Origin of the sequence: Bordetella ansorpii (genome assembly GCF_900078315.1) — a bacterium.
Taxonomy (GTDB): domain Bacteria; phylum Pseudomonadota; class Gammaproteobacteria; order Burkholderiales; family Burkholderiaceae_B; genus Bordetella; species Bordetella ansorpii.
The window spans coordinates 206884-233462 of sequence record NZ_FKBS01000007.1 but is presented as its reverse complement, the minus strand read 5'-3'; the positions used below and the strand labels follow the sequence as shown (position 1 = coordinate 233462).

At 68.5% G+C, this 26579-nt stretch carries 23 protein-coding genes; 6 read left to right on the top strand and 17 right to left on the bottom strand.

The annotated features are described in order from the left end of the window. Nucleotides 1-128: 128 nt before the first annotated feature. From A7W11_RS03495 to A7W11_RS03480, 4 genes are read right to left on the bottom strand one after another with little or no spacing between them, the layout of a single operon-like run. Nucleotides 129-1736: a GMC family oxidoreductase gene (locus A7W11_RS03495; RefSeq protein ID WP_066408125.1), complete on the bottom strand. Its 1608-nt coding sequence runs from the start codon at nt 1734-1736 to the stop codon at nt 129-131. Between the two features lie 13 nt (nt 1737-1749). Then, nucleotides 1750-2562: a shikimate dehydrogenase family protein gene (locus tag A7W11_RS03490; protein WP_066408123.1), complete on the bottom strand. Its 813-nt coding sequence runs from the start codon at nt 2560-2562 to the stop codon at nt 1750-1752. An 8-nt stretch (nt 2563-2570) separates the two neighbouring features. Next, nucleotides 2571-3560, bottom strand: coding sequence for a transketolase family protein (locus A7W11_RS03485; RefSeq protein ID WP_066408113.1), 990 nt, complete (start codon nt 3558-3560; stop codon nt 2571-2573). Between the two features lies 1 nt (nt 3561). Beyond that, nucleotides 3562-4419, bottom strand: coding sequence for a transketolase (locus tag A7W11_RS03480; RefSeq protein ID WP_066408111.1), 858 nt, complete (start codon nt 4417-4419; stop codon nt 3562-3564). Between the two features lie 120 nt (nt 4420-4539). On the opposite strand from A7W11_RS03480, the gene A7W11_RS03475 reads away from it, so the two are divergent. Together A7W11_RS03475 and A7W11_RS03470 are read left to right on the top strand one after the other, a co-directional pair. After that, the gene (locus A7W11_RS03475; protein ID WP_066408599.1) at nt 4540-5265 is read left to right on the top strand and encodes a GntR family transcriptional regulator; all 726 of its coding nucleotides are present in this window, start codon (nt 4540-4542) and stop codon (nt 5263-5265) included. 12 nt (nt 5266-5277) lie between these two features. Then, nucleotides 5278-6348 (top strand): iron-containing alcohol dehydrogenase, encoded by a 1071-nt coding sequence (locus A7W11_RS03470; RefSeq protein WP_066408108.1) that lies wholly within the window; start codon nt 5278-5280, stop codon nt 6346-6348. Nucleotides 6349-6403: 55 nt separating this feature from the next. Here the strand turns inward: A7W11_RS03470 and A7W11_RS03465 are convergent, their stop codons facing one another. From A7W11_RS03465 to A7W11_RS03405, 13 genes are all read right to left on the bottom strand, one after another. Continuing rightward, nucleotides 6404-7339, bottom strand: a complete 936-nt coding sequence (locus A7W11_RS03465; protein WP_066408105.1) for a beta-keto acid cleavage family enzyme — start codon at nt 7337-7339, stop codon at nt 6404-6406. Further along, nucleotides 7339-8268, bottom strand: a complete 930-nt coding sequence (locus A7W11_RS03460) for a 3-hydroxyacyl-CoA dehydrogenase (protein WP_066408100.1) — start codon at nt 8266-8268, stop codon at nt 7339-7341. The genes A7W11_RS03465 and A7W11_RS03460 overlap by 1 nt, the downstream gene beginning before the upstream one ends. A gap of 11 nt (nt 8269-8279) precedes the next feature. Continuing rightward, nucleotides 8280-9062 (bottom strand): SDR family oxidoreductase, encoded by a 783-nt coding sequence (locus A7W11_RS03455; protein WP_066408097.1) that lies wholly within the window; start codon nt 9060-9062, stop codon nt 8280-8282. Between the two features lie 44 nt (nt 9063-9106). Further along, on the bottom strand, nt 9107-9880 hold the full coding sequence (locus A7W11_RS03450) for an SDR family oxidoreductase (protein WP_066408096.1): 774 nt from the start codon (nt 9878-9880) through the stop codon (nt 9107-9109). A gap of 55 nt (nt 9881-9935) precedes the next feature. Then, a complete protein-coding gene (locus tag A7W11_RS03445) occupies nt 9936-10931 on the bottom strand; it encodes an NAD(P)H-quinone oxidoreductase (RefSeq protein ID WP_066408095.1) in 996 nt (331 codons plus the stop codon). 27 nt (nt 10932-10958) lie between these two features. Beyond that, the gene (locus tag A7W11_RS03440; RefSeq protein WP_066408094.1) at nt 10959-11663 is read right to left on the bottom strand and encodes an ABC transporter ATP-binding protein; all 705 of its coding nucleotides are present in this window, start codon (nt 11661-11663) and stop codon (nt 10959-10961) included. Further along, nucleotides 11656-13437 (bottom strand): branched-chain amino acid ABC transporter ATP-binding protein/permease, encoded by a 1782-nt coding sequence (locus A7W11_RS03435; RefSeq protein WP_066408084.1) that lies wholly within the window; start codon nt 13435-13437, stop codon nt 11656-11658. Before A7W11_RS03435 ends, A7W11_RS03440 begins: the two co-directional genes overlap by 8 nt. A 10-nt stretch (nt 13438-13447) precedes the next feature. After that, a complete protein-coding gene (locus A7W11_RS03430; RefSeq protein WP_066408075.1) occupies nt 13448-14314 on the bottom strand; it encodes a branched-chain amino acid ABC transporter permease in 867 nt (288 codons plus the stop codon). Nucleotides 14315-14386: 72 nt separating this feature from the next. Then, complete coding sequence (locus tag A7W11_RS03425; protein ID WP_066408072.1) at nt 14387-15586, bottom strand: ABC transporter substrate-binding protein; 1200 nt, start codon at nt 15584-15586, stop codon at nt 14387-14389. A gap of 217 nt (nt 15587-15803) precedes the next feature. Further along, nucleotides 15804-17201, bottom strand: coding sequence for a dihydrolipoyl dehydrogenase (gene lpdA, locus A7W11_RS03420; protein ID WP_066408069.1), 1398 nt, complete (start codon nt 17199-17201; stop codon nt 15804-15806). Beyond that, nucleotides 17198-18568, bottom strand: coding sequence for a pyruvate dehydrogenase complex dihydrolipoamide acetyltransferase (locus tag A7W11_RS03415; RefSeq protein ID WP_156522983.1), 1371 nt, complete (start codon nt 18566-18568; stop codon nt 17198-17200). The genes lpdA and A7W11_RS03415 overlap by 4 nt, the downstream gene beginning before the upstream one ends. Continuing rightward, a complete protein-coding gene (locus A7W11_RS03410; RefSeq protein ID WP_066408060.1) occupies nt 18561-20777 on the bottom strand; it encodes an alpha-ketoacid dehydrogenase subunit alpha/beta in 2217 nt (738 codons plus the stop codon). The genes A7W11_RS03415 and A7W11_RS03410 overlap by 8 nt, the downstream gene beginning before the upstream one ends. Before the next feature lie 40 nt (nt 20778-20817). Continuing rightward, a complete protein-coding gene (locus A7W11_RS03405) occupies nt 20818-21603 on the bottom strand; it encodes an SDR family NAD(P)-dependent oxidoreductase (RefSeq protein ID WP_066408050.1) in 786 nt (261 codons plus the stop codon). Between the two features lie 162 nt (nt 21604-21765). Here A7W11_RS03405 and A7W11_RS03400 point away from each other — a divergent pair, with 162 nt between their 5' ends. The 4 genes from A7W11_RS03400 to miaA all read left to right on the top strand — a co-directional run bounded on the left by A7W11_RS03400 (nt 21766) and on the right by miaA (nt 26574). Beyond that, nucleotides 21766-22503, top strand: coding sequence for an SDR family NAD(P)-dependent oxidoreductase (locus tag A7W11_RS03400; protein WP_066408047.1), 738 nt, complete (start codon nt 21766-21768; stop codon nt 22501-22503). 17 nt (nt 22504-22520) lie between these two features. Beyond that, nucleotides 22521-23264, top strand: coding sequence for a FadR/GntR family transcriptional regulator (locus A7W11_RS03395; RefSeq protein WP_066408043.1), 744 nt, complete (start codon nt 22521-22523; stop codon nt 23262-23264). Nucleotides 23265-23444: 180 nt separating this feature from the next. Next, the gene (mutL, locus tag A7W11_RS03390) at nt 23445-25595 is read left to right on the top strand and encodes a DNA mismatch repair endonuclease MutL (RefSeq protein WP_066408040.1); all 2151 of its coding nucleotides are present in this window, start codon (nt 23445-23447) and stop codon (nt 25593-25595) included. A 28-nt stretch (nt 25596-25623) separates the two neighbouring features. Beyond that, a complete protein-coding gene (miaA, locus tag A7W11_RS03385) occupies nt 25624-26574 on the top strand; it encodes a tRNA (adenosine(37)-N6)-dimethylallyltransferase MiaA (protein ID WP_066408037.1) in 951 nt (316 codons plus the stop codon). Nucleotides 26575-26579: the final 5 nt, after the last annotated feature.

Below are 26579 nucleotides of genomic sequence, written 5' to 3'. Positions count from 1 at the left end.
GGCGCCAAGAGGGAGGGAACGCCCTGGCCGGGGCGCATCGCATCGTAGCGGCGGAATATGACCGACCGGTGACACGCAGCGACGCGGCCCCCAACCCGCCGCCGGCGCGCACGGGCAGCCCCGGCCGATCAGCCGCGCGCCTCCTCCAGAATCATGCGCGCCCCCTTCTCCGCCACCATCATCACAGCCCCTTGCGTATTGCCCGACACCATCGACGGCATCACCGAGGCATCCACCACGCGCAGCCCCGCGATGCCGTTGACGCGCAGCCGCGGATCGGTGACCGCGTCGGCGTCCGACCCCATGCGGCAGGTGCCGATGGGATGGTAGATGGTCTGGCCGTTGGCGCGCGCGAAGTCCAGCCATTCGTCATCGCCCTGCACTTTCTCGCCCGGGCTCATCTCGTGGGCCACATACTGCCGCAACGCGGGCTGTGACACGATGCGGCGCGCCAGCTTCATGCCTTCGACCAGGCTGCGCCGGTCTTCCGCCTGGGCCAGGAAGTTGGGCCGGATGGATGGGCCCGTCAAAGGATCGGCCGACTTGATGTGGATGCTGCCGACGGACTCGGGCCGCAACTGCGCCACGCCGATCGTCATGCCCGGTTCGCGGTCCAGGATGCGCTCTGCCGCGTTCGCGTAACTGGCGTGCACGAAGAAGTACTGCACGTCGGGCGTGGGCAGGTCTTCACGCGTGCGAACGAAACCGTGCACCAACCCCGTGCCCAGGGTCAGGATGCCGCGGCGCATCGCGTAGTAGCGGGCCACCTGCCGCGCCAGGCGCACGCCGCGCGACATCTCGTTCAGCGTCACCGTGTTGCGTACGCGCCAGTTCATGCGCGTGGCGAAGTGGTCGATATAGTTCTCGCCCACGCCCTTGCGCGCCAACACCACGCCGATGCCGTGCCGGCGCAGCAGTTCGGGGTCGCCGACGCCGGACAGCTCCAGCAGTTGCGGCGTCTGTACGGCCCCCAGGCACAGCAGGGTCTCGCGGCCCGCGCGCGCCTGGAGCGTCTTGCCGTGCTGCGTGTACTCCACACCCACGCAGCGCGTGCCGTCGAACAGCAACCGCGTAACGTGCGCGCCACACTCCACGGACAGGTTCGGCCGCTTCAAGGCGGGCTTCAGATAACCGTCGACCACGCTCCAGCGCTGGCCGCGATGCTGCAGCACCTGGTAGTAGCCGAAACCTTCCTGGCTGGCCCCGTTGTAGTCGGGGTTGAGCGTCTGCCCGTCCTGCCGCGCGGCCTGCAGGAAAGCCTCGGACACCGGATAACGCTCGGCGACCTGCTCCAGGTGCATCGGGCCATCATGCCCGCGCGAGGCGTCGCCCGGCGCGTAGTTCTCGATCTGCCGGAACACGTCCATCACGTCGGCCGCGCCCCATCCCGTGGCCCCGGCGCGCGCCCAGGCGTCGTAGTCGCCCGGCTGGCCGCGCACGTAGATCATGCCGTTGATCAGCGTCGAGCCGCCCAGCCCCTTGCCGCGCGGCACCGAGATCACGCGCCCGCGCGTGTTGTCCTCCGGCTCGGTGGCGAAGCGCCAGTTGAAGCGCGGATCGGTCAGCAGCTTGCTGAAACCGGCCGGGATCGAGATCCACATGCTGGAGGCGTTCTCGCCCGCCTCCAGCACCAGGACGCGATGGCGGCCGTCCGCCGTCAGGCGGTTGGCCAGGATGGCGCCGGCGGTGCCGCCGCCGACGATGATGTAGTCGAACCCGCTGACTTGCTGGTCCATGGGTCGCCTCGCGCTACGCCGCGTCGGCGGCGGTGCCGACGCCCAGGAAACGCGCCATCAGTTCGATCTGGCAGGCCAGCATCGGACCGCCCGGCTGCACCTTGCAACCGCGCGCGCGGGCCTGGGCCATCAGCGGCGTCTCGGCGGGCTGCATGATGACCTCGCACACCCACTGCGCCGGGTCCAGGCGCGCGACGTCGACCGGCAGCGCATCGCCCGGCTTCATGCCCAGCGGCGTGGCGTTGACCACCACGTCGAAGCCCGCCGGATCGTAGGAGCCGAGGCGCACGTCGGCCTGCGGATACAGCGACAGCACGCGCGCCTTGAGATCCTCGGCGCGCGACGCCGTGCGGTTATAGACCGTCAGGCTGCTGACGCCCGCCTGCACCAGCGAGAAGGCGATGGCATTGGCCGCGCCGCCCGCGCCGGCCAGGTAGGCGCTCTTGCCCTTCAGATCCAGGCCCGCCTGCACCAGCCCGGTGACGAAGCCCTCGCCGTCCAGCATGTGCGCCACCAGCCGGCCCGAGGCCTCGCGGCGAATCACATTGGCCGCGCCGATCTTTTCGGCGACAGGCGTCACCTCGTCGCACAGCGACAGGATGGCGCTCTTGTGCGGCATGGTGACGATGCTGCCCGCCAGGTTTTCCATGCCGCGCATGGCTTGCAGGGCGGTGGCCAGGTTCTGCGGCCGCACGTGCAGCGGCACCAGCACGCCGTCGTAGCCCAGGCGCGCCAGATGCTCGTTCATGCGCTGCGGCGTCTTCACGTGTTCGATGGGATCGGCCAGGATGGCCATCACCTTGGTATAGCCCGTGATTTCTCTCATGATGACTCTCAGGAAGATTGCTTCAATTGGCGCAGCGCCACCTGGCGGATGCCCTCGCCATCCAGCTGATAGTGCTTGTACAGCGTGGTGGGCGGCGCGATCAGGCTGTATTCGTCGTGGATGCCGTGGCGGACCAGGCGCGTACCCGTGCCGGCGTCGGCCAGCACCTCGGCCACCGCCGAGCCCAGGCCGCCCAGCACGTTGTGTTCCTCGACCGTCATCAGCAGGCGCGACCGGCCGGCCGCGGCCAGCACGGCCTGGCGGTCCAGCGGCTTGATAGTCGGCATGTCGATCACGCCCACCGAATAGCCCAGCTCTTTCAGCGCGGCGGCGGCTTCCAGCGCGGCATGCAGCGTGATGCCGCAGGCGATGAGGTTCAGGTCGTTGCCCTGCGAGTGCACGATGGCGCGGCCGAACACGAAGGGCGTGCCGTCGGCGTACACCTGCGGATCGCGGCCACGGCCGATGCGGAAATAGATGGGCTCGGGCCAGTCCGCCGAGGCCTCGATGGCCGCCGTCAGTTGCGGGCCGTCGGCGGGCGACACCACGGTCAGCCCCGCGATGGCCCGCATGGTGGAGATGTCTTCGGTGGCGTGGTGCGAGGTGCCGTAGAAACCCAGGCTGATGCCGGTGTGATGGCCGATCAGACGCACGGGCAATCGGGTGTAGGCCACGTCCATGCGGATCTGTTCGCAGCACAACAGGCCCAGGAACGAGGCGAACGTCGCCACGAAGGGCATGTGGCCGCAGGCCGCCAGGCCGGCGGCGGCCGACACCATGTTCTGTTCGGAGATGCCGAACTGCACGTAGCGCTCCGGATAGGCCTCGGCGTAGCGGTTCAGGCCGTTGGAATACTGCAGGTCGGCGGAACCCGCCACCACGGGATGGCCGGCTTCGGTCAGCGCGATCAGGCCCTTGGACAGATAGTCCAGGCCGGGGTTGATGGCGTTCAGCGCGCGGTACTGCCACGAATCGGAGGAAAGAAGGGTGTGGGTCATTTCAGATTTCCCGCGACATGATTTCTGCGATGGCGGCCTCGGCATCGGCCGGCGCCAGATAGCCCAGGTGCCAGCCCGGCTCGGTCTCCATGAACGACACGCCCTTGCCCTTGAGCGTGCGCGCGATCACGCAGGCCGGACGCTGGCGCGATTCGTCGGCGCGCAGGCGGCGCAGCAGCGCGGTCAGCTCTCGCAGGTCGTGGCCATCGACCTCGTGCACCTCCCAGCCGAAGGCGCGCCACTTGTCGCCCAGCGATTCGACACCCATCACGTCGTCGACCTTGCCGTCCAGCTGATAGCCGTTGCGGTCGACGATGGCCACCAGGCGATTCAGCTTGTTGTGCGCGGCGAACAGCGCCGCTTCCCACACCTGCCCTTCCTGCATCTCGCCGTCGCCCAGCATGACGAAGGTGTGATAGTCGAGCTTGTTCAACCGCCCGCCCACCGCCATGCCCACGCCGTTGGACAGCGCGTGGCCGATGGAGCCCGAGCTGAAGTCCACGCCCGGCACCTTGCTCATGTCGGGGTGGTCGCCCAGCGGGCTGCCCAGGCGGGTATAGCCATCCAGCAGTTCGCGGTCGATGAAGCCCAGGTCGGCGAGGATGGGAAACAGGCCCACGGCGGCATGGCCCTTGCCCATAAGAAATCGGTCGCGGCCGGCCCAGGCGGGTTCGCCCCGGCGCAGCCGCATCACGTCGTAGTACAGCGCGGCAAAGATTTCCGCGCACGAAAATACCGAACTGTAGTGGCCGACCTTGGCGATCTCGATCAAGCGGATCGTTTCCAGCCGGACGAAGCGGGCCTTTTCCCGCAACCTCTCGATCTCCTCCGAGGTGGGATATGCCGGTACATGCGTCATGGCGCTGTTCCTTGTAGTTAAAGATATATCATATATAATATACCTATCAACCGAAAATTGGGGTCCGCCAAGCTAGAATCGTTGCCCACGCCGCTTTTTTTCCTTCCTGCCCGCCGCCCCATGACCACTCTGAAGCCCGTTAAAAAAGAGAACCTGTCCGTCAAGGTCTACAACGAGCTGCGCAACGCCCTGATCGACGGGCAGTACGAGCCCGGTGAACGTCTCATCATCGGCGAACTGGCGGCTGAACTGGGCGTGTCCATCACGCCCGTGCGCGAAGCCATCTTTCGCCTCATCAGCGAACAGGGCCTGGAAATGCAGGCCGCCACGGCGGTGTACGTCCCCTTCGTCGACTCCCAGCGGCTGTGGGAGATCTACCAGATCCGCCTGCAACTCGAAGGGCTGGGCGCGGCCGAGGCCGCCAAGAAGATCACGCCGCACCAGTTGGACAACCTCGTGTCGCTGCAGCGCGACTTCCTGGCCAATACGGCCACCGATCCCAAGCGCGCCAGCTACCTGAACCGCAAGTTCCACTTCTCCATCCTGGAAGCCGCGCGCATGCCCACGCTGCGCAACACGGTGGAGTCGTTCTGGGTCATCACCGGCCCGCTGCTGAAGGTCTTCCACGTGAAGACCGCGGGCCTGGACTATTCCGAAGACCGCCATCGCCACGAAGCCGTCATCGAGGCGCTGCGCGCGCGCGATTCGCAGGCGGCCTCGCAGGCCCTGCAGGACGACCTGCGCTGGGGCGGCAAGATGATGATCGATTGGCTGATCGAACGGGAAAAAGAGCAGGCCGACAGCGAGGCCAGGCCCGAGCCTGCCGCCCGCGCCGCTCGCAAATGAGGAGACGACAGGATGTTGAAGGCGTTTGGCGCGCCCAGCCGGTACTACCAGGGACCGGGCGCGATCGATGAGCTCGGCCGCTGGGCGGCGGTGTTCGGCCGCAAGGCCGTACTGGTCATAGACAGTTATGTGCACGGCGTGCTGGGCGACAGGCTTGCGGCGCTGTGCCAGGCGCACGGCGTGGCGCTGCACGCGCTGGTGCTGGAAGGCGACCTGACGCCGGATGTGGTGACCCACCTGCGCGGCCAGGCCGATGCACTGGGCGCGGACATGGTCATCGCGGTGGGCGGCGGCAAGTCGCTGGACGCGGGCAAGGCCGTGGCCAAACACCTGCACCGGCATCTGGTCACCGTGCCCACCGTGGCGTCCAACGACGCGCCCACCAGCAAGAACTACGTGCTGTACGACGAACACCACAATCTGCTGGCGGTGGAACACATGCTGTTCAATCCCACGCTGGTGCTGGTCGATACCGCGCTGGTCGCCACCGCCCCGCCGCTGTTTTTCCGCGCCGGCCTGGGCGATGCGATCTCGAAGAAGTTCGAGGCCGCGCAATGCGCCGCCAACGGCGGCCTGAACATGTACGACGCGGCCCCCACGGGCACGGCGCAGTTGATCGCCGACGGCTGCGCGGCCACGCTGCTGGCCGATGGCGAGGCGGCGCTGGCGGCCGCGGGCACCGGCCAGACCAACCCGGCCTTCGAGCGCGCCGTGGAAGCCATGATCCTGATGAGCGGCCTGGGCTTCGAAAGCGGCGGCCTGTCCATCGCGCACGCGCTGACGCGCGGCCTGTCCAAGATATCGGGTGTGGAGAAAGCCTTGCATGGCATGCAGGTGGCGTTGGGCCTGTTGGTTCAGCTCGACCTGGAAGCGCGCGACGATGGCGTGCGTGAAGCACTGCTCGGCTGGTATGGCCGCGTGGGCCTGCCGCGCACCTTGCGCGAACTGGGCGCCACGCGCATCGACCAGGCAGCACTCACGCTGTGCGCCGGCCTGACGCTGAAAGCGCGCCATGCCGCCAATTTCCCTCGTACGCTGGGCGTGGCGGAACTGGCCGGCGCGCTGCAGCGGCACGCGGGCTGAGCACGGCCGGGGCGGGCCGGTTCAAGGCCCCGCCCCCCACGGGCCGGGCGCCTTCCTAGAAATTCACCTTGTCCCCACCCTTGAGCCCCAGCTTCTCGCGGGCCTCGGCGGGCGTGGCGACTTCCAGGCTCAGGGCCTCGATCACCGTGCGGATCTTCTCGACCTGTTGGCGGTTGGACGCGGCCAGTTCGCCCGGACCGATCCACAGCGAATCCTCCAGCCCCACGCGCACGTTCGAGCCCATGGCCGCGCCGATGGTGGCCAGCGGGATCTGGTTGCGTCCCGCGCCCAGGATCGACCACTCGTAATCACGGCCGAACAGGCGGTCGGCCGTGCGGCGCATGTGCATCAGGTCTTCGGGATGCGGGCCGATGCCGCCCATCAGGCCGAACACCGACTGGATGAAGGGCGGCGACTTGACCAGGCCGCGGTCGACGAAGTGCTTGAGGTTGTACAGGTGGCTGATGTCGTAGCACTCGAACTCGAAGCGCGTGCCGTTGGCATTGCCCAGGTTCAGGATGGTCTCGATGTCCTGGTAGGTGTTGCGGAACACCAGCGAACGGCTGTTTTCCAGGTGCGCGCGCTCCCACTCGTGCTCGAACTCCTTGAAACGGTCCAGCATCGGATACAGGCCGAAGTTCATCGACCCCATGTTCAGCGAGCACACCTCGGGCGCGAAGGTGGTGGCGGGCTTCATGCGTTCTTCCACCGTCATGTGCGGGCTGCCGCCGGTGGTGATGTTGATCACCGCATCGGTCTCGGCCTTGATGCGCTTCAGGAAGGGCTCGAAAAACGCCGGGTCCTGGGTCGGCTTGCCGGTGACGGGATCGCGCGCATGCAGGTGCAGCACCGCCGCGCCGGCCTGGGCCGCGCCGATGGCGGCGTCGGCGATCTCGTCCGCCGTCACGGGCAGGTGAGGCGACATGCTGGGGGTGTGGATCGCGCCCGTCACGGCGCAGGTGATGATGACCTTGTTCTTGGCCTTTGCCATTAGTCTCTCCGCTCTTGTTTATGCCGCAACAACCGCATCAGCGCATCGTCGCGCCAGAATCGCCGCGCCGGCAGTTCCGACGCGTCCAGTTGCTGGCGCCGCTGCCGTTGCAGATCGTCGACCAGCTCGCCCTCCCAGGGCACGCATTGCTGCTGCGTGGCGCCGATGGAGGCATACAGTCCGCCGTAACGGGCACAATAATCCGCGATGCCGCCCGGCGCATTCAGGTCTATGGTCTCGAAGGGCCCCATGAAAGACCAACGCAGTCCCAGGCCGTCCTTGACCGTCACATCGATGTCCTCGGCGCTGGCGATGCCCGCCTGCACCAGCCGGAATGCCTCCTGCAACAGCGCGCCTTGCAGGCGGTTCAGCACGAAGCCCTCGATCTCGCGGCGCACGGTCACGGGCTTCTGGCCCACCGCGCACATGATCTCGCGCGCCCGTTCGATGGTGGCCGCATCCGTCCACGGCGCGCCGCTCAGTTCCACCACCGGCACCAGGTACGGCGGGTTGACCGGATGCGCGACCAGGCAGCGCGCGCGTCCGGGCAGCGCCGCCGTGAAGGCGCTGGTGGGAATGCTGGAGGTGGAACTGCCGATGATGGCCTCGGGCGGCGCCAACCGGTCCAGCTCGGCGAACAGGGCCAGCTTGACCTCAAGCCGCTCGGGCGAGTTCTCCTGCACGTAGTCTACGCCCGCCAGCGCGTCGGCCAAGGTATCCGCCACGCCGACGCGTTGCGCGATACCTTCGGCGTCCTCCAGCAAGCCGTGCTTTTCCAGGGCCAGCAACTGCTGGCGCACCAGCCTGGGCGCCTCGGCGCGCGCGGCAGCGTCCGGATCGTGCAGCCGCACCTGCCAGCCGCTGCGCGCGAACACGATGGCCCAGCCCTGCCCGATCAATCCGCAACCGATGATGGCGACGGTGGACATGGCGCCTCCGGTCAGTAGAGTTTCTGCGTGAAGCCGTCGATCACGATGGCCTGGCCAGAGACACTGCGCGCCGCGTCACTGGCGTTGAACAGCACCATGTTGGCGATGTCGCGCGCCGTCACCATGCGGCCCAGCGCGGCTTGGTTCTCGTAGCGCGCGGCGACCTCCGCCACCGGCTCGCCCAGCGCCTCGGCCTTGGCGGCGATCACGGCGCGGATGCGCGGGCCTTCCACCGCGCCCGGCAGGATGGCGTTGACGCGGATGCCGAACGCGCCCAGCTCGATGGCAAGCGACTTGGTGAAGCCGATCACCGCCCACTTCGACGCCGAATACACCGAGCGGCCCGCGAAGCCCAGGTGGCCGGCGGCGGAAGACAGATTGATCATCACGCCGGCCGGCGAGGCCTTCAGCATCGGAATGGCCAGTCGCGCGCACAGGAACTGGCCCGTCACGTTCACGGCCAGCGTGCGGTCCCAGTCGGCCTTGCTCAGGGTCTCGACCGCGCCGGTCGGACCCGCGATGCCGGCGTTGTTGACCAGCACGTCCAGCCCGCCCAGGCGCTGATCGACCTGCTGGAACAGGGCCGCCACGCTGGCTTCGTCCGACACGTCGGCCACCAGGCTGTGGATATCCGGAAACGCCTGCTTCAGGTCCGCCAACCGGGCCTCGTTCACGTCGCACACGAACACCGTGGCGCCCGCGGCATGGAACACCCGCGCCATTTCCAGCCCCAGGCCATCGGCCCCGGCGGTGATCAGCACCTTGCGTCCCGCGAACTGCACATCCTCGAACATGGTCTCGTCTCCTCTGTTTTTCCGCCGGGCTGGCTGCCGCGGCGTCAGGTCATCAGCCAACCGCCCGCCACATCCAGCACCTGCCCCGTCACGAAACGCGCCTGGTCGGACGCGAAGAACAGGCAGGCATCGGCCACTTCCTCGGGCGTGCCCAGGCGGCGCAATGCGGTGACCCTCGCCACCGCGTCGTTGATCTCTTTCGGCACGCTCGCAAGCAGCGGCGTGCTGATGCGGCCCGGCGCCAGGCCATTGACGGTGACGTCGAACTCGCCCAGCTCGGCGGCCCAGTGGCGCGTCAGGCCCAGCAGCGCCGACTTGGTCGCCGCGTAGTGCGCCGCCACGATGTCGCAGTAGGCCTTGCCGGCCACCGACGACATGTTGACGATGCGGCCGCCGCGTTGTTGAACCATGTGCGGCGAGCACAGGCGCGCCATGTAGAACGCGCTGTTCAGGTTCACGGCCACCACGCCGTCCCACTCGGCGGGCGGCATCTCCCACACGCGCAGGGCGCGTCCGTTGGTCTTGGGCGAAATGCCGACGTTGTTGACCAGGATGTCGATGCCGCCCAGCTCCGACGTCAGCTCGGCATGCGCGCGTTCGCAGGCGGCGAAAGTGGAGACGTCGGCTTGCGCGAAATGCGCGGCGGCGCCGGCCGCGCGCAGCTCGTCGCGCAAAGCGTTGCCACGCGCCGCGTCGAAATCCACCAGGGCCAGGCGTGCGCCTGCGTTGGCAAAACCCTGGGCGATGGCGGAACCGATGCCTCCCGCTGCCCCCGTCAGCAGTACGGTCTTGCCCGAGAGCCCGTCGAAACCGCTCATGCCGCCCCCTTGGCGCTACGCGCCGTGCCGCTGAAGACGCATTGGATTTTCATGTTCATGCCGCCACCTTCAACACGATCTTGCCGATGTGCGAGCTGCTTTCCATCAGCGCATGCGCCTCGCTGGCGCGCTCCAATGGGAATTCGGCATGGATCACCGGCAGGCAGCGGCCCTGTTCCAGCAGCGGCCATACGTGCTGCACCAGCGCCTGCCCGATCTTGCCCTTGTCCTCGACCGAGCGCGGACGCAGCGTCGAACCCGTGAAGGTCAGCCGCTTGGTCATGATGGGCATCGCATCGATCTTCGCCTTGCTGCCCTCCAGGAAGGCGATCTGCACCAGCCGGCCGTCGATGGCCAGGCTGCGCACGTTGCGGTCGATGTACTCGCCGCCCACCATGTCCAGGATCACGTCCACGCCCTTGCCGCCGGTCAGCGTACGCACCTCGTCGGCGAAGTCGGCTTCCTTGTACAGGATGGTGCGCTCGGCGCCCGCCTCGCGGCAGGCCTCGGCCTTGGCCGCGTTGCCCACGGTGGTCCAGACGCGCGCGCCGAAGGCCGCGGCCAGTTGGATCGCCGTCAAGCCAATGCCGCTGGAGCCGCCGTGCACCAGCAGCGTCTCGCCGGCCTTCAAAGCGCCGCGCTCGAACACATTGGTCCACACGGTGAAGTAGTTCTCGGGCAAGCAGGCGGCCGCGCGCAGGTCCATGCCGCGGGGCACCGGCAGGCAGTGCCGCTCGTCGGCCAGGCAGAACTGTGCGTAGCCACCGCCCGGCGTCAGCGCGCAGACCTGCTCGCCCACCTTGCGATCCCGCACGTCCGGCCCCACCGCCGAGATCACGCCCGCGGCCTCAAGGCCCAGATAGGGCGACGCACCCGGCGGCGGCGGATAGGCCCCCGCGCGCTGCAACACCTCGGGCCGGTTGATACCCGCATAGGCCACCTGAATCTCGACCTGGCGGCCCGTGGGCGCAACGCGTTCGCGCTGCGCCACGTGCAGGCATTCCGGGCCGCCGCCCTTGCCGTGATCGATGAAACTGAACGTCTGCGACATGTCGCCTCCGACTCCTGGGCCGCCGGCTCAATGGCCGAGATAGGCCCGTTTTACATGAGGATCGTTGAGCAGTTCCTGGCCGGTGCCGCTCAACACGATGGAACCGTTCTCCAGCACGTAGCCGCGATCGGCCAGCCGCAGCGTGCGGAACACGTTCTGCTCGACCAGCAGCACGGTCACGCCCTGTTCGGTGACGCGCCGGATCACGTCGAACATCTGCTGCACCAGCAGCGGCGACAGGCCCAGCGAGGGCTCGTCGAACACCAGCAGGCGCGGATCGGCCATCATGCCGCGCGCGATGGCCACCATCTGCTGCTCGCCGCCCGACAGCGAGCCGGCGCGCTGCGCCAGGCGCTCGCGCACGCGCGGGAAGATCTCCAGCACCTCTTCCATGCGGCGCGCCGCATCGGCACGCGCGGCGCCCTTGTACGAACCCATCACCAGGTTGTCGCGCACGGTGAAGCTGGGAAACAGCTGGCGGCCCTCGGGAATCATGGTGATGCCCGCGTCCACGATCTTGCCCGGCGCCAGGTTGGTCAGGTCCTGTCCGTCGAATTCCACCTTGCCGTGCGTGGCGGGAATCACGCCGCACAGCGTCTTCAGCGTGGTGGTCTTGCCAGCGCCATTGGCGCCGATCAGCGTGACGATCTCGCCGGGACGGACCTCGAAGTCCAGGTCGTACAACACCTGCGTCTTGCCGTAGCCGGAACTCAATGCCGATACCTTAAGCATCCTGGTACTCCTTGCCCAGATAGGCCTCGATGACCTTGGGATTCTCCACCACCTCTTTCGGATGCCCGCTGACCAGCACAGCCCCTTCGTTGATGACGATGATGCGATCCGACAGCGCCATGGTGGCCTGCATCATGTGCTCGATCAGCAGGATCGACACGCCCGAATCGCGGATGCGCCGGATCATCTGGATGGCGCGTTCGATGTCGGCGGGATTCAGGCCCGCCATCACCTCGTCCAGCAGCAGGATGCGGGGCCGGGTGGCCAATGCCCGCGCCACCTCCAGCCGCTTCATGCCGCCCACCGTCAGATTGCGCGCCTCGATGTGCAGCGACTTCGTCAGGTCGGTCTGCTCGGCCACCTGCCGCGCGATCTGCTCGGCCTCGTCGCGGTTGGACGTCTTGATGAAGGCGCCCAGCATGATGTTCTCCAGCACGGTCAGGCCGGTGAACGGACGCGCGATCTGGAACGTACGCCCCATGCCCTTGTGCGCCAGTTCGTCGGGCGTCTTGCAGCTGACCCAGGCGCCGTCGCGGTCCAGCATCGTCACGGTGCCCCTGTCCTGCGGGATGAAGCCCGAGATCAGATTGAACACGGTGGTCTTGCCAGCGCCGTTGGGGCCGATCATGCCCAGGATCTCGTTCTGGTACAGCGTCAGCGACACGTCGTTGGTGGCGCGCAGGCCGCCGAAATTCTTGAACAGATTCTTGGCCTGCAGCACCGGCTTTTCCAGGTCGATGCCGTGCGTGCCCGCCTGCGCAGGCGGCAAGGCCGGCCTGGATTTGCGCGTGCCCAGGTAAGGCAAGCCGTTCACCCAGCGCTCGACGGCGGGACCGAACGCGCCGGCCAGGCCGCGCGGGATGGTCAGCACCACGATCACCAGGATGGCGCCGTACACCACGCCGTGCATGCCGTTGCCCACGCTGCTCAGCCAGCCGCGCGCCAGCTCGGCGATCGGCAACACCAGGAAGGTGCCCGCAATGGGACCGACCACCGTGCCCAACCCGCCGATCAGCGCGAACATGGCCAGCTGGATCGACAATTCCAGCGAGAAGGCCGAGGCCGGATCGACGAAAGTGAGATACGTGATGTGGAAGGTGCCGATGATGCTGGTCAGCATCGCCGAGGCCACCGCCGCCATGATCTTCATCCTGACGGTGTGCACGCCCACGGCGCGGGCGGCCTCTTCGCGTTCGCGGATCGCGATCAGGTAGTGGCCCGCGCGCGACTTGCGGATCATCCACGACACCCACAGCGCGAACAGGAACAGCCCGAACGCGATGATCAGGTAGTTGACCTTGTCGCGGAACACGATCCACTTCCAGCCGATGTTCAGCGGCAGGCTGATGCCGCTGGAGCCGCCCGTCCAGCTTTCCTCGTGGATGACCAACAGGCGCACCACTTCCAGGATGGCGATGGTGGACAACGCGAAGAACGGACCTTTCAGGCGCATGGTCGGGTAGCTGATCACCACCGCCACCAGGCCGGAGACGACGGCGCCCGCCAGCATGCCGATCCAGGGCGTGATGGCGAAGTTCTGCGTCAGCAGCACGGCGGTGTAGCCGCCGATGCCATAGAACACGGCGTGTCCCAGGGACAGCTGGCCGGCATAGCCGCCCACGATGTTCCAAGCCGTGGACAGCGCGGCGAAGGTGAACAGCAATACGAACAGGTTGAGCCAGAAGGCCGAGCCCATCGCCACTGGCACGCAGAACAACACGGCCAGCAGGATCAGGCTGAGGTAAGTCTTGGGATGACGGAAATCGGGTAGCACGTCGGTCTCCTTATTCGGTGACGGTGCCGAACAAGCCGGTCGGCCGCAGCGTAAGAATCAACAGGAAGATGCCGAAGTACACGACTTCCTTCAGGTCGGGCGCGATGTAGTAGCCCGCCAGCGTGTCGACCACGCCGATGATCAGCGAGCCGGCCACGGCGCCATACAGGCTGCCCAGGCCGCCAAGCACCACGATCACGAAAGCGGTCAGCACGAAATACGTGCCCACACTGGGAAACACCGGATACTGCGGCGCCAGCAGGCCCGCGGCCACGCCCACGAAGGCGGTGCCCAGGCCGAACGCGATCACGTACACCGCGTTGACGTTCACGCCCATCAGCAGCGCGGCATAACGATGCTGCGCCACCGCGCGCAACGCACGGCCCAGGTAGGTGCGGTGCATGAACAGGTGCAGCAGCACCGTCAGCACGATGGCCACCACGAAGGTGATGACTTGCCCGCTGACCAGCGTGAAGCCGCCCGCCGAGATCACCGACGTGCCCAACTGGGCCGGCGCGCGCACCACGTTGGCGCCGAACACCACCAGCGCCAGGTTGAGCAGAATGGTGGAAAGCCCCACCGTGGCGAAGATCTGGATGTGCTCATCCGCGTTGAGCAGGGGCTGGATGATGGCCCGCTGGGTGAGCGCGCCCAGCGCGAACAGGATGAGCGCCACCGGCACCAGGCCGGCATAGGGATGCACGCCCAGGTGCGTGGCGATCAGGTAAACGAGATACATGCCCACCATCAGGAACTCGCCGTGCGCGAAGTTGACCACGCGCACCACGCCGAAAATCAGCGTCAGTCCCAGGCTGATGATGATGTAGGCACCGCCCAGCAACAACCCGTTGATGAGCAATTGAACGAATATATCCATTGTGCTGCCTCGCAAGCATGGGCAGCCGGGACACTGCCCCGGCAGCGCCCGACTCGCACCTGTCTGTCGTTTTTATTTGTTGAAGACCGGCTTGCCCTGGGCAAGCGCCTTCGGCGCGATGGTGACCAGCTTGCCGTCCTGCCACTGCATGACGTAGAAGGTCGAGGCCTTGTTCTGGCCGTCCTCGCCGAACTCGAAGCCCCAGCCGTTGGCGGTCTGGCCGCCCGGCTTCTTGTAGGCCAGCACGGCCGCGCGGATCTTGTCCGGATCGGTCGACTTGGCATTGGCGATGGCTTCGAAGATGGCCTTGGCGCCCACATAGTTGGTCAGGCTGTGGCCCGACTGCGGATCGCTTTTGTAAGTGGCCTTGTAGGCCGCCAGGAACTTGTCCAGGCCAGGCGCGCCGGCCGGATTGATCGACGACTGCGGGAAGTCCAGGTCGAACACGCCGTTCATGCCTTCGCCCACGGCCTTCGCGGTGTCGGCCAGCGAATAGCCGCCGCCCGCGCCGATGACGATCTTGGGCGTGAAGCCCGCCGACTTCGCCTGGTTGAAGTACAGGATGGCATCGTTCTGGTAGGCCGTCTGCAGCACCACGTTCACGCCGGCGCCCTTCAGGCGCAGGATGAGCGAGGACAGGTCGACGGTCTTGGCCGAGTACGGCAACACCTCGACCACGGTGTAGCCCAGTTCCGCCGCACGCTTCTTCTCGGTGGCGGCCACGTCGGTGCCGTAGGGGCCGTCCTCGTGGATGATGCCGATCTTGATGCTCTTGGGATCCATGCCCATGCCCGGCGCGATGATGTCGTGCAGGGCATCCACCACCGCCACGCCGTACAGCGCGGTGTTGGGGTTGGTGCGGAACAGGTACTTGTAGCCGCGCGTGGTGATCTTGTGCGCGGTGGCGCCCAGCTCGAAGTACGGAATGCCGGCCAGCTCGGTCACCGGCGACGCGGCGTACGACACGCCCGACGCATAGCTGCCGAACACGCCGACCACGCCCGAGGACGTCAGGCGCTTGGTTTCCGACACGGCCTGCGTGGGATCCACGGCGTCGGCCTTCATGATCTGGATCTTCTCGCCGTTGACGCCGCCCGCCGCGTTGATTTCATTCACGGCCAGTTCCAGGCCGCGATAGCTTTCCTGGCCCAGCAGGGCCAGCCCGCCGCTGAACGGAAACAGCGCCCCGATCTTGATATCGGCCAGCGCAACGCCGCTGACCAGCATGCTGCAAGCACCCATCGCCAGTGCCAGTTTTTTGACTTTGAACATTTGTCTCGCTCCTGTCTCGTTTGGAAAACGGCTACCCCTTGTACGGCGGGTCTTTTTAAAATATATGATATATGATGTATTTAATTCGACCCTAGCCGCCCAAGTCTAAATTAGGTCTCCGCATACCGAATTGGTAATTTCCCTAAAGCGGGCAAGACGACCGGCCAAGGCGCCCCTGCCGCGAGGCCCGCACGTCATGTCGCGGCGGAAAACGGCGTCAGACATGCAGCGCCGCTCCCTGCGCGGCCAGCACGGCCTCGTGCAGCGCTTCGCCCAGCGTCGGGTGTGCGAAGACCGATTCCATCAGGTCGGCCTCGGTCGCCTCCAGTCCCATCGCCACGCCATGCGCCGCGATCAGTTCGGATGCCTCGGCATGCACGACGTGGCTGCCGAGCAGTTCGCCCGACACCGCATCGAAGATCGTCTTCACCAGGCCGCTGCCCTCGCCCGCGGCCAGCGCGCGGCCATTGGCCGCGAACGGGAAGCGGCCGATGCGCAGTTCGCGGCCCTGCTCGCGCGCCCACTCGCGGGCGCGCGCTTCCGTCAGGCCCAGGCTGGCGACCTGCGGAAAGGTGTACGTGCAGGCAGGGATCCGGCGCGGATCCGGCGCATGCGCGGGCAGGCCCGCGATGGCCTCCATGCAGCGCACGGCCTCGTGGCTGGCCTTGTGCGCCAGCCACGGCGCGCCCGCCACGTCGCCGATGGCGTACACGCCCGGCTGCGCGGTGCGGCCCAGGCCGTCGGTGACGATATGCGTGCCGCGCACTTCGACCCGGGTGTGCTCCAGGCCCAGGTCCTCCACATTGCCGACGATGCCCGCGGCGCTGATGGCGCGTTCGACCTGCAGCGCGGCGGGCGCGGTATCGCCCGTGAAGGCCACGTGCACACCCAGCGCGCCGACACGGGAGGACGCTACCTTGCAGCCCGTATGGATGCGGATGCCCTGCGCCTCGAAGGCCTTGCGCGCCACCGCCGCGATCTCGGCATCTTCCTGGGGCAGGATCCGCGGCGCGGCCTCGACCACGGTCACGTCGCTGCCCAGGGCCCGATAGAAGCAGGCGAACTCCATGCCGATGGCGCCCGCCCCCACCACCAGCAGGCTGGCGGGCAAAGACGAGGGCGCCAGCGCTTCGCGATAGGTCCACACCCGCTCGCCGGGCGGCAATTCGGGCAAGGCGCGGGCACGCGCGCCGGTGGCCAGCACGATGTGCTGCGCCTGCATTCGCGGGCCATCCTGGACCTGCACCCGCCCCTCGCCCAGCAGCCTGGCCCGGCCCTGGATGACGGTGACGCCATGCTTCTTCAGCAGATGCGCCACGCCGCGTCCCAAGTGTCCGGCGATGGCGCGCGAACGCGCCACCATGGCATCCAGTTTCGGCTCGATGCTGCCCTCGATGGACACGCCCGCCTCGGCCGCCGCGCGGCAGGTGCGCAACACGGCCGCGCTGTGCAGCAAGGCCTTCGTGGGGATGCAGCCCCAGTTCAGGCAGATGCCACCCAGGGCCGCGCGCTCGACCAGCGCGGTGCGCAGCCCCAGTTGCGCCGCGCGGATGGCACCCACGTAGCCGCCCGGGCCGCCCCCGATCACCAGTACGTCGTAGCGGTCTTGGCTCATAGCAGGATGCGCAAGGGGTTTTCGATCAGGCCGCGGAAGGCGGCCAGCCAGCGGGCGCCGACGGCGCCGTCGATGGCGCGGTGGTCGGCGGACAGCGTCACGGTCATCACACGCGCGGCGATCACGGCGCCCTGCTCGCCGACGACGGCGCGGCGTTCGGCGGCGCCCACCGCCAGGATGGCGGCCTGCGGCGGATTGATGATGGCCGCGAATTCGCGCACGCCATGCATGCCGAGGTTGCTGATGGTCATTGAGCCGCCCGTGTAGTCCTCGGGGCGCAGGCGGTGTTCACGCGCCCTGGCCGCCAGAGAGGCGATCTCGTCGGCCACCTGGCCCAGAGATTTGCGTTCGGCATCGCGCACGATGGGCGTGGTCAGGCCGCCCTCGGTGGCCACGGCCACGCTGATGTCCGCCGAGGCATGGTGCAACAGCGCGTCCGGCTCCCACGAAACGTTCACGTCCGGCACTTCGACCAGGGCCCGCGCGGCGGCCTTGACGATGAAGTCGTTGACCGAGATCTTGCGGGCCGCTTGCCTGTTCACCGCTTCGCGCAGGTCCAGCAAGGCGTCCATGCGGCAATCGACTGTCAGGTAGAAGTGCGGGACGGATTGCTTGCTTTCGCCGAGCCGGCGCGCGATGGTGCGGCGCATGTTGGTGTGGGGGATGCGGGTGGCTGGCGCACCGGATACGGACGCGCCCTCAGGGACTGCGCCCGCGTGGGATACCGCGCCCGATGCGGCCGTGATCGGTGCCGCGCCGGCCGATGCCGTTGCGGCCCGTGCCGTATGCGCAGCGTCTCCGGTAGCCGCCATCGTCCCGGCGGCATCGACATCGCGCTTCACGATACGGCCACGCGGGCCGCTGCCCGCCAGGCTTGCCAGCCGGATGCCTCGCTCCAGCGCCAAACGGCGCGCCAGCGGGCTGGCGTGGATACGCTGGCCGCTATCCTCGCCACCCGATGATGAGGCGGAGGCGTTCTGCGCTGACGAGGCAACCGATTCCCCCTCGGACACGGTGGCCGCCGCTGCGGTTGCGCCATGAGACGGGCCTGCGGAAGCCGCCTTGGCGCCCTCCCTGCCGATGCCCGCCTCCTCCAGCGCCCGCTCGACGTCCTCGTCCTGCTCACCCTCCGCGCGGATCACGCCCAGCACGGTATTCACGTTCAATTGCGCCGGCCCCGCGGCCACGATGATGCGCGCCAGCACACCGCCCTGCTCCGCCGCGATCTCGACCACCGCCTTGTCCGTTTCGATCTCGGCCAGCACGTCCCCCGCCCGGACCCCCTCGCCCTCCTGCTTCAGCCAGCGCGACAACGCGCCGCCCGCGCTGTCGGCCGCCACGGCGGGCAGCTTGATCACTTCAGCCACGACTCGCTCCTTGCGCGCCAGTGCCCGCATCCGCTTCACCCAGGTCCGCAAGCACGTCCCTCAGGCCGGCCATCACTTCTTCCTCGCCGGCAAAGGCCGCGCGCTCCAGCACCTTGGAAATGCTGGGCGAAGCCTCGCCGCCCGTCACCCGTTTCACCGGCTGGTCCAGCCAGTCGAACAGGCGGCGCTGGATCTCGTCGGCCAGCATGGCGCCATACGACGTGCCGCGCGCGCCCTGCTCCACGATCAGCACGTTGTTGGTCTTCTTCACGCTGGCGCCGATGGTGTCCCAATCCAGGCTGGCGCGGTCCAGCGTGCGCAGGTCGATCACCTCGGCGTCCACGCCGCTGGCCTCGACCGCGGCCAGCGTCCTGGCCACCATGGCGAGATACGTCAGGATGGTGACCTTGCCGCCGGAACGCCGCACCGCGGCGCGGCCGAACGGGATGTGGAAATCCAGGTCCTCGGCGGGAATCTGGTCCACGGACGCGTACAGATCCACATGCTCGATCACCAGCACGGGATCCTTCGACAGCAAAGCCGTGTTCATCAGCCCGATGTAGTCGTGCGCGGTGGACGGCGCCACGATGCGCCAGCCGGGCGACGTGGCCACGATGCCGGCCGGATCCATCGAGTGCTGCGAGCCGTAGCCCGTGCCCATCGCCACCTTGGTGCGCAGCACCAGCGGCACGTCGATGTCGCCGCCGAACATGTGGCGCGCCTTGCCGATCTGGTTGAAGATCTGGTCGGCCGCCACCCACATGAAATCGGGATACATGAACTCGACCACGGGCTTGTAGCGCCCGTCCATGGCCAGCCCGCCCCCCAGGCCCGCGAAGGCGTTCTCGGAAATCGGCGTACCCAGCACCCGATCCGGAAAGCGGTCCTTCAGCCCGCGCGTGGCGCCGTTGGTGCCGCCCTTCAGGCGGTGCACGTCTTCGCCCAGCACGACCACGCCCGGGTCGGTTTCCATGCGGCGGCCCAGCACGTCGGCCACGGCATCCACCAGCTTGCGCGGCACGGTCTGTCCCGTGTGATCGGCGGCCTCCAGCACGCGCATGCCATCGAACTCGGACATGTCGCTGCGCAGCCCCACGTCGCGGAAGTCCGGGCTGGGCCACAGCTCGGGCCGGATGCGGCGCTTGCCGTCCGCCAGGGGCTCGGTCAGGCGCTGCGCGATCTCTTCCATCACCCGCTTGCACTGCCTGCGCAAGGCATCGACGCGCGGCGCGTCGATCAGGCCGCGTTCGATCATGCGCGCGGCCAGCATGTCCAGCGGATCGCGGGCGCGCCACGCCGTTTCCTCTTCCTTGGGGCGATAGCCGAAGGCACTGCCCGGGAAAGGACCGTTCTGGTGGAAATAGCGGTAGACGTCGGCCTCGATCAGCGTAGGGCCGTTGCCGGCCCGCATGTGGGCGGCGGCCTCGCGCATGGCCAGGTGCACGGCCAGCGGATCCATGCCGTCGACGTGCCACGCCGGGATGTTGAAGGCCAGCCCGCGTGCGGACAGGCGCGGCTCGGCGGTGGCCTCTTCCACCGTGGTCGACACCGCGTAGCGGTTGTTCTCGACGAAGAAGCACAGCGGCAGCTTCCACGCGGCGGCCAGGTTCATCGACTCCAGCACCGAGCCGATGTTGATGGCCCCGTCGCCGAAGTACGTGACGGCCACGCGGCCGGCGCCGGCGTGGCGGTGCGCCCAGGCCGCGCCGGCGGCCAGCGGCACGCCGCCGCCCACGATGGCGTTGGTGCCCAGCGCGCCGGCTTCCAGCCAGCGCAGGTGCATCGAGCCCCCACGGCCTTTGCAGTAGCCCTGCGACAGCCCCATGATCTCGGCCAGCGTGCGCTGCAGCACCGTATCCACCTCCGGCGTCAGCGGCGCGGCCGGGTCCAGCCCGGCGGGCGCCACGTGCTGCAAGGCCTTGGCCAGGAACTGGTGATGGCCGCGGTGCGAGCCGTTCACCTCGTCGCCCGCGCCCAGCGCCAGCACCGAACCCACGGCGCCGCCCTCCTGGCCGATGGACGAGTGGGCGGGACCATGCACCAGCCCGGCGGCGGCCAGGTCCAGCACGGTTTCCTCGAAGGCGCGGATCCAGTGCAGTTGCGTCAGCATCGCGCCCAGCAGGGCCGGATCGGCCGCCTGCCAATCGCGCGGTTCCGCGATCAGGCTGCGCCACGGCGCCGCCGGCGCCAGGGCTTCATATCGGGACATACGGGTCGAACTCCGGAAAGGTTCAGGACGCCACCGCGCCCTACAGATAAGCGTTGCGGCTCCAGCCGCCGTCGGCCACCAGCGTGTGGCCCGTGAGATAGGCGGCCTGGCGCGAGGCCAGGAAGACGGCCAGATCGGCCATCTCCGGCGCGCTGCCCAGCCGCCGCAGGGGCGTGCGCGCCTTCAGCCGCTCGATGTCCACACGGCCGCGCGCGTCCAGGTCGCGCAGCAGGCCGGTGTCCACGTAGCCCGGCGCCAGCGCATTGACGCGGATGCCCAGCGGCCCCCATTCCAGCGCCAGCGACTCGGTCAACAGCACCACGCCTCCCTTGGTGGCGCAGTAAGCGGCGCGGTCGGGCGCGGCCACCACGCCGTACATCGACGCCATGTTGATGACCGTGCCGCCGCCTTGCTCGCGCATGCGCCGGCCCGCGGCCTGCGCGCAATAGAAGACGCCGTTCAGATTGATATCGACCGCGCGGCGCCATTCTTCCGGCGTGACGTCCAGCGTGGGCTTGTTGGCCGACACGCCGGCGTTGTTCACCAAGACATCGACGGCGCCATAAGCGGCGTCGATGCGCTCGAAGGCATGGGCCACGGCGTCCGGGTCGGTCACGGACGCGGCCAGCGGCAAGGCTTGCGCGCCCTGTGCCCGCAATGCTTCGCACGCGGCGGACAGCGCCTCGGCGTCCCGATCCAGCAAGGCCAGCCGCGCGCCCTCGGCCGCGAAAGCCCGCGCGCACGCCAGGCCGATGCCGCGCGCGGCGCCGGTGATGACCACGGCCCGATCCTGCAACCCCGTGTCGGTTGTCCGGGATGTCTGCATAGTGTCTCCGTCCAATCAGGGCCGGCGCGGCCGGGTGGCGCGCCGATCTCGCTTTTCTTAGCTTGTCTGACCAGTTATATTTGTTGTCAGACAAATTATGAAAGCGTCGGCGGCCGGCTGTCAACGGCCAATTTCGCCGGCCACGACCCTCGGAGACAGAAAGTGATTTCGTTCCAGAACCAGACCGTCCTGGTCACCGGCGGCGCCATGGGCATCGGCCTGGCCACCGCGCACCTGATGGCGCGCCACGGCGCGCGCGTCGCCTTGTTGGACGTGGACGCCGCCCGGCTGGCCCACGCCGCCGAAGCCCTGGGCGTGCACGGCAACGAGGTGCTGACTCTCCCGGCGGACGTCTCGTCGTCCGCCGACTGCGACCGCGCCGTGCGCCAGTGCCAGGCGCGGTTCGGCGGCATCGATCATCTGGTGCACTGCGCGGGCATCTATCCCGAAGCGCTGGTCAAGGACACGAGCGACGCCGACTGGCAACGCCTGATGCACATCAACCTGAACGGCACGTTCTACCTGTGCCGCGCGGTGCAACCCGCCTTGCGCGACGGCGGCTCGGTCGTGCTGCTGGCCTCGCTGGCCGCGCACCGGGGCAGCCATGCGCACGCGGCCTATGCCGCCGCCAAGGGCGCCATCCTGTCCTTCTCGCGCAGCCTGGCGCTGGAACTGGCCCCGCGCGTGCGGGTCAACTCGGTGTCGCCCGGTATAATCGCCACGTCCATGACGCGCGACCTGCTGGGCCAGAAAGGCGCGCAATTGCTGGCCAGCACGCCGCTGGGCCGCCATGGCAGCGCCGAAGACATCGCTGGCGCCATCGCCTTCCTGTGCTCGCCCCTGGCCGCTTTCGTCACGGGCGAGACCCTGCAGGTCAACGGCGGCATCTACCTCTCCTGAACAGGCCGCCCCGCCTCATGACTGCTGCCTCGCTCCCGACCGACACGGCGCCGGAATCCGCGCGCCCTTCCCTGCCCGCCGACCTGGCGGCGCTGTTGGCCACTCAGATCCACCAGGGCGTGCTGGCGCCCGGCGACCGCCTGCCCACCGAGCGCGAACTGGTCGAGGCCCACGGCGTCAGCCGCGCCGTGGTGCGCGAGGCCATCGCCCGCCTGAAGTCCGAAGGGCTGGTGACCTCGCAGCAGGGCAAGGGCGTGTTCGTCGACCCGGGTGCGCGCAAGAACGCGTTCCGCATCGCCGCCATCTCGCCCACCGACAACCAGGAACTGGAACACATCCTGGAACTGATGCTGGCCATCGAGAGCACGGCGGCGCGCTATGCCGCGCAGCGCCGCACGCCGGACGACCTGAAGCGCATCCGCCAGGGCCTGGTCGGCATGGAATACGCGGTGCTCAACGACAGGCTGGGCGACGACGAGGACTACGCGTTCCACCAGGCCATCGTGCAGGCCACGCACAACCCGCACCTGGTGGCGCTGAACGAATACCTGGAATCCAGCGTGCGCCATGTCATCCGCAGCGCGCGCCGCAACACCGCGCGGATGTACGCGCAGCGCATGGCCGACGTGCAGACCGAGCACCAGGCCATCTTCCAGGCGATTTCGGATGGCGACGCGCAGGCCGCCGGCGATGCCGCCGAACGCCACCTGCGCAATGCGGCCCAGCGGCTGCGGCTGTACAACGCCGACGACGCCGCCTGAGCGCGGGGCATCGCCGATCGGGCCTGCCGCGCCCGCGATGGGGCGCTTACGGAGTCGACCGTCCCGCACGCCGGACAGGCGCCCATGCCGTCCACGCCATCGCCCCGCCACGGCGGCGGTAAAATCGGCGCATCCCCTGTCTTCGCCGCCGCGCCGCCCGCGGCGCGCCCTATTCCGCCCATGTCCGAACGCCGTTCCATCGCCCCGCTTCCCGACCTGTTGATCAGCCAGATTGCCGCTGGCGAGGTGATCGAGCGGCCGGCCTCGGTACTGAAGGAACTGCTCGAAAACGCCATCGATGCGGGCGGCCGCGCCATCGAGGTGCGGCTCGAAGGCGGCGGCATCCGCCGCATCGCCGTCACCGACGACGGCAGCGGCATTCCCCCCGACGAACTGCCCCTGGCGCTGATGCGCCATGCCACCAGCAAGATCCGCGACCTGCGCGAACTGGAATCCGTGGCCTCGATGGGGTTCCGGGGCGAAGCCCTGGCCTCGATCGCCTCGGTGGCGCGCCTGACCATCATCTCGCGCACCCGCGACGGCGAGCACGCCTGGCAGGTCGACGGCGGCAGCGGCGAGGTCTCGCCGGCATCGGGCCCCATCGGCACCACCGTCGACGTGCGCCAACTGTTCGACGCCGTGCCGGCGCGCCGCAAGTTCCTGCGCGCCGAAGCCACCGAATTCGGACACTGCCTGGACGTGCTGGAACGCATCGCGTTGGCCAATCCCCGCATCGCCTTCCGCCTGTTCCACCAGGACCGCGCGCAGCGCCAATGGCTGCCCGCCGATCCGCCGCAGCGCATCCGCGACGTGCTGGGCGCCGAGTTCGCTTCGCAAGCCATCCCGCTGCAGAACGCCATCGGCGCGATCTCGCTGGCCGGCATGGTCACGCGGCCCACGGCCGCCCGCGCCCGCGCCGACCGGCAGTACCTGTACGTGAACGGCCGCTTCGTGCGCGACCGCACGGTCAGCCATGCACTGCGCTCGGCCTATGCCGACGTGCTGCACGGCGACCGCCAGCCCGCCTATGTGCTGTACCTGGACGTGGACCCCGGCGCGGTGGACGTCAACGTGCACCCGGCCAAGTCCGAAGTGCGTTTCCGCGATAGCGGCGCGGTGCACCGCTACGTCAGCCAGGTGGTCGGGCAGGCGCTGGCGCAGACGGGCGGTGCGCAGGCGGTATCGGCGGATGCGGGCCAGGGCAATACGGATGGTCAGCATGTCTCGGATTCCAATGCGGGAATCGGCAATGACACGGGCCAGGCCCAGGCTTCCAACGGCGGCGGTGCTCATGGCGCGGGTAACAGCACGGCGGCCGGCCTTGGCAACGCCACGCATGCGGGCTCGGCGTTCCGCCCGGCTTCGCCTTCGTCATCCCCCAGCCGCCCCGGCACGCCCGCTCCGGCGCCTCGCTCTCACACGCAGGTGCCTTTCCGCCTGCACAACGAAGCCAACGCGGTGCCGGTCTCCGATTGGCAGTCGCTGTATCGCCCGCTGAACGAACCAGCGCGGCCCCTGGCGGCAGGCGTGCCCGACGAAGACGGCGTGATCGAGACGCCCGCGCATCGGGAGGCCGCCGGCACGTCGTCCGCGTATCCGGCAGACGCCTACGCCGCCTCTCCTTACACGGCGGCGCCGGCCACGGTCGACCACGCCACTGCGCCCTATCCCCTTCCCCAGCCCACGTCCGCGCCTTCGCTGCGTGAGCCCGCCCCCCAGGCCGCCCCCCGCCCGCTGCCCGATGGCGAGCACCCGCTGGGCATGGCGCTGGCGCAGGTGCACGGCATCTACATCCTGGCGCAGAACTCGCGCGGCATGGTGCTGGTGGACATGCATGCCGCGCACGAGCGCGTGGTGTACGAACAGCTCAAGCACGCCCTGGACGCGCGCAGCCTGCCGCGCCAGGACCTGCTGGTGCCGGTGGTCTTCCACGCCTCGGAAAAAGACGTGGCGCTGATCGAGGAGTACGAAGACCACCTGTCCGAACTGGGTTTCGAGCTGCGTCCCGCCGGCCCCTCGTCGATCGCGGTGCGCAGCGTGCCCGCCATCCTGGCGCGCGGCGACATCGAGACGCTGGCGCGCTCGGTGCTGCGCGATCTGGACAACGTGGGCGTCTCGCAGTTGCTGACCGAGCAGCGCAACGAACTGCTGTCCACCATGGCCTGCCACGGCTCGGTGCGCGCCAACCGCAAGTTGACGCTGGAAGAGATGAACGCGCTGCTGCGCCAGATGGAAGCCACCGAACGCGCCGACCAGTGCAATCATGGCCGGCCCACCTGGGTGCAGTGGTCGGTGTCCGAGCTGGACAAGCTGTTCCTGCGCGGCCAGTGATTTCCCTGTCCTTTATCGCCGGTATCACGTGAAGCCTTCCGACGACCTCGTCATCTGCCTGGCCGGCCCCACCGCCGCCGGCAAGAGCGCCGCCTGCCTGGCGCTGGCGCAACGCTGGCCCCTGGAGATCGTCAACGTCGACTCGGCCACGATCTACCGTGGCATGGACGTGGGCACCGCCAAGCCTTCCCGGGAAGAACAGGCGCGGGTGCCGCAACACCTGCTGGACATCCGCGATCCCACGCAGTCGTACTCCGCGGCCGAGTTCCGCACCGATGCCCTGCGGCTGATCGCGGATATCCGCGCGCGCGGCCGCATGCCGTTGCTGGCGGGCGGCACCATGCTGTACTACAAGGCGCTGCGCGACGGCCTGGACGACCTGCCTCGGGCCGATCCGGCATTGCGGGCCGAACTGGAGGCGCAGGCCGCCGCGCGCGGCTGGCCTGCGTTGCATGCCGAACTGGCCCTGCTGGATCCGCCCACCGCCGCGCGCCTGTCGCCCAACGACAGCCAGCGCATCCAGCGCGCGCTGGAGATCTGCAGGCTCAGCGGCCGCCCCATGTCCGAGCTGCTCAGCGGCCTGGAGAGGAAGCCGGATGCCGGCGGCCCGCGTTATCACACGATCAGCCTGGAGCCCGCCGACCGCGCCGGCCTGCACGCCCGCATCGCCATGCGTTTCGACGCGATGCTGGCCAACGGTTTCCTGGACGAAGTGCGCGGCCTGCACGCACGGCCCGACCTGCATCCCGAGTTGCCGTCCATGCGCTGCGTGGGCTATCGCCAGCTATGGGAACATCTGGACGGCGAGGTGGATCTGCGCACCGCGCGCGAACAGGGTATCGCGGCCACGCGCCAACTGGCCAAGCGGCAGATCACCTGGCTGCGCGCGCAGCCCGGGCGCACCATCGTCGAGTGCATGGCGGCGGACTCGGCGTCACAAGTCGTGGACGCGGTGGCCGGGCTGCTGCACGGCGCCTGAACGCG

Excerpts from the sequence above, each read along its gene's own strand:
- A7W11_RS03405 (WP_066408050.1), bottom strand. The coding sequence starts at position 21,603 with ATGCAGACATCCCGGACAACCGACACGGGGTTGCAGGATCGGGCCGTG.
- A7W11_RS03460 (WP_066408100.1), bottom strand. The coding sequence starts at position 8,268 with ATGTCCACCGTCGCCATCATCGGTTGCGGATTGATCGGGCAGGGCTGG.
- A7W11_RS03475 (WP_066408599.1), top strand. The coding sequence starts at position 4,540 with ATGACCACTCTGAAGCCCGTTAAAAAAGAGAACCTGTCCGTCAAGGTC.
- A7W11_RS03455 (WP_066408097.1), bottom strand. The coding sequence starts at position 9,062 with ATGTTCGAGGATGTGCAGTTCGCGGGACGCAAGGTGCTGATCACCGCC.
- A7W11_RS03490 (WP_066408123.1), bottom strand. The coding sequence starts at position 2,562 with ATGAGAGAAATCACGGGCTATACCAAGGTGATGGCCATCCTGGCCGAT.
- A7W11_RS03430 (WP_066408075.1), bottom strand. The coding sequence starts at position 14,314 with ATGGATATATTCGTTCAATTGCTCATCAACGGGTTGTTGCTGGGCGGT.
- A7W11_RS03480 (WP_066408111.1), bottom strand. The coding sequence starts at position 4,419 with ATGACGCATGTACCGGCATATCCCACCTCGGAGGAGATCGAGAGGTTG.
- lpdA (WP_066408069.1), bottom strand. The coding sequence starts at position 17,201 with ATGAGCCAAGACCGCTACGACGTACTGGTGATCGGGGGCGGCCCGGGC.
- A7W11_RS03425 (WP_066408072.1), bottom strand. The coding sequence starts at position 15,586 with ATGTTCAAAGTCAAAAAACTGGCACTGGCGATGGGTGCTTGCAGCATG.
- A7W11_RS03410 (WP_066408060.1), bottom strand. The coding sequence starts at position 20,777 with ATGTCCCGATATGAAGCCCTGGCGCCGGCGGCGCCGTGGCGCAGCCTG.
- A7W11_RS03495 (WP_066408125.1), bottom strand. The coding sequence starts at position 1,736 with ATGGACCAGCAAGTCAGCGGGTTCGACTACATCATCGTCGGCGGCGGC.
- A7W11_RS03440 (WP_066408094.1), bottom strand. The coding sequence starts at position 11,663 with ATGCTTAAGGTATCGGCATTGAGTTCCGGCTACGGCAAGACGCAGGTG.
- mutL (WP_066408040.1), top strand. The coding sequence starts at position 23,445 with ATGTCCGAACGCCGTTCCATCGCCCCGCTTCCCGACCTGTTGATCAGC.
- A7W11_RS03450 (WP_066408096.1), bottom strand. The coding sequence starts at position 9,880 with ATGAGCGGTTTCGACGGGCTCTCGGGCAAGACCGTACTGCTGACGGGG.
- A7W11_RS03395 (WP_066408043.1), top strand. The coding sequence starts at position 22,521 with ATGACTGCTGCCTCGCTCCCGACCGACACGGCGCCGGAATCCGCGCGC.
- A7W11_RS03470 (WP_066408108.1), top strand. The coding sequence starts at position 5,278 with ATGTTGAAGGCGTTTGGCGCGCCCAGCCGGTACTACCAGGGACCGGGC.
- A7W11_RS03485 (WP_066408113.1), bottom strand. The coding sequence starts at position 3,560 with ATGACCCACACCCTTCTTTCCTCCGATTCGTGGCAGTACCGCGCGCTG.
- A7W11_RS03465 (WP_066408105.1), bottom strand. The coding sequence starts at position 7,339 with ATGGCAAAGGCCAAGAACAAGGTCATCATCACCTGCGCCGTGACGGGC.
- A7W11_RS03445 (WP_066408095.1), bottom strand. The coding sequence starts at position 10,931 with ATGTCGCAGACGTTCAGTTTCATCGATCACGGCAAGGGCGGCGGCCCG.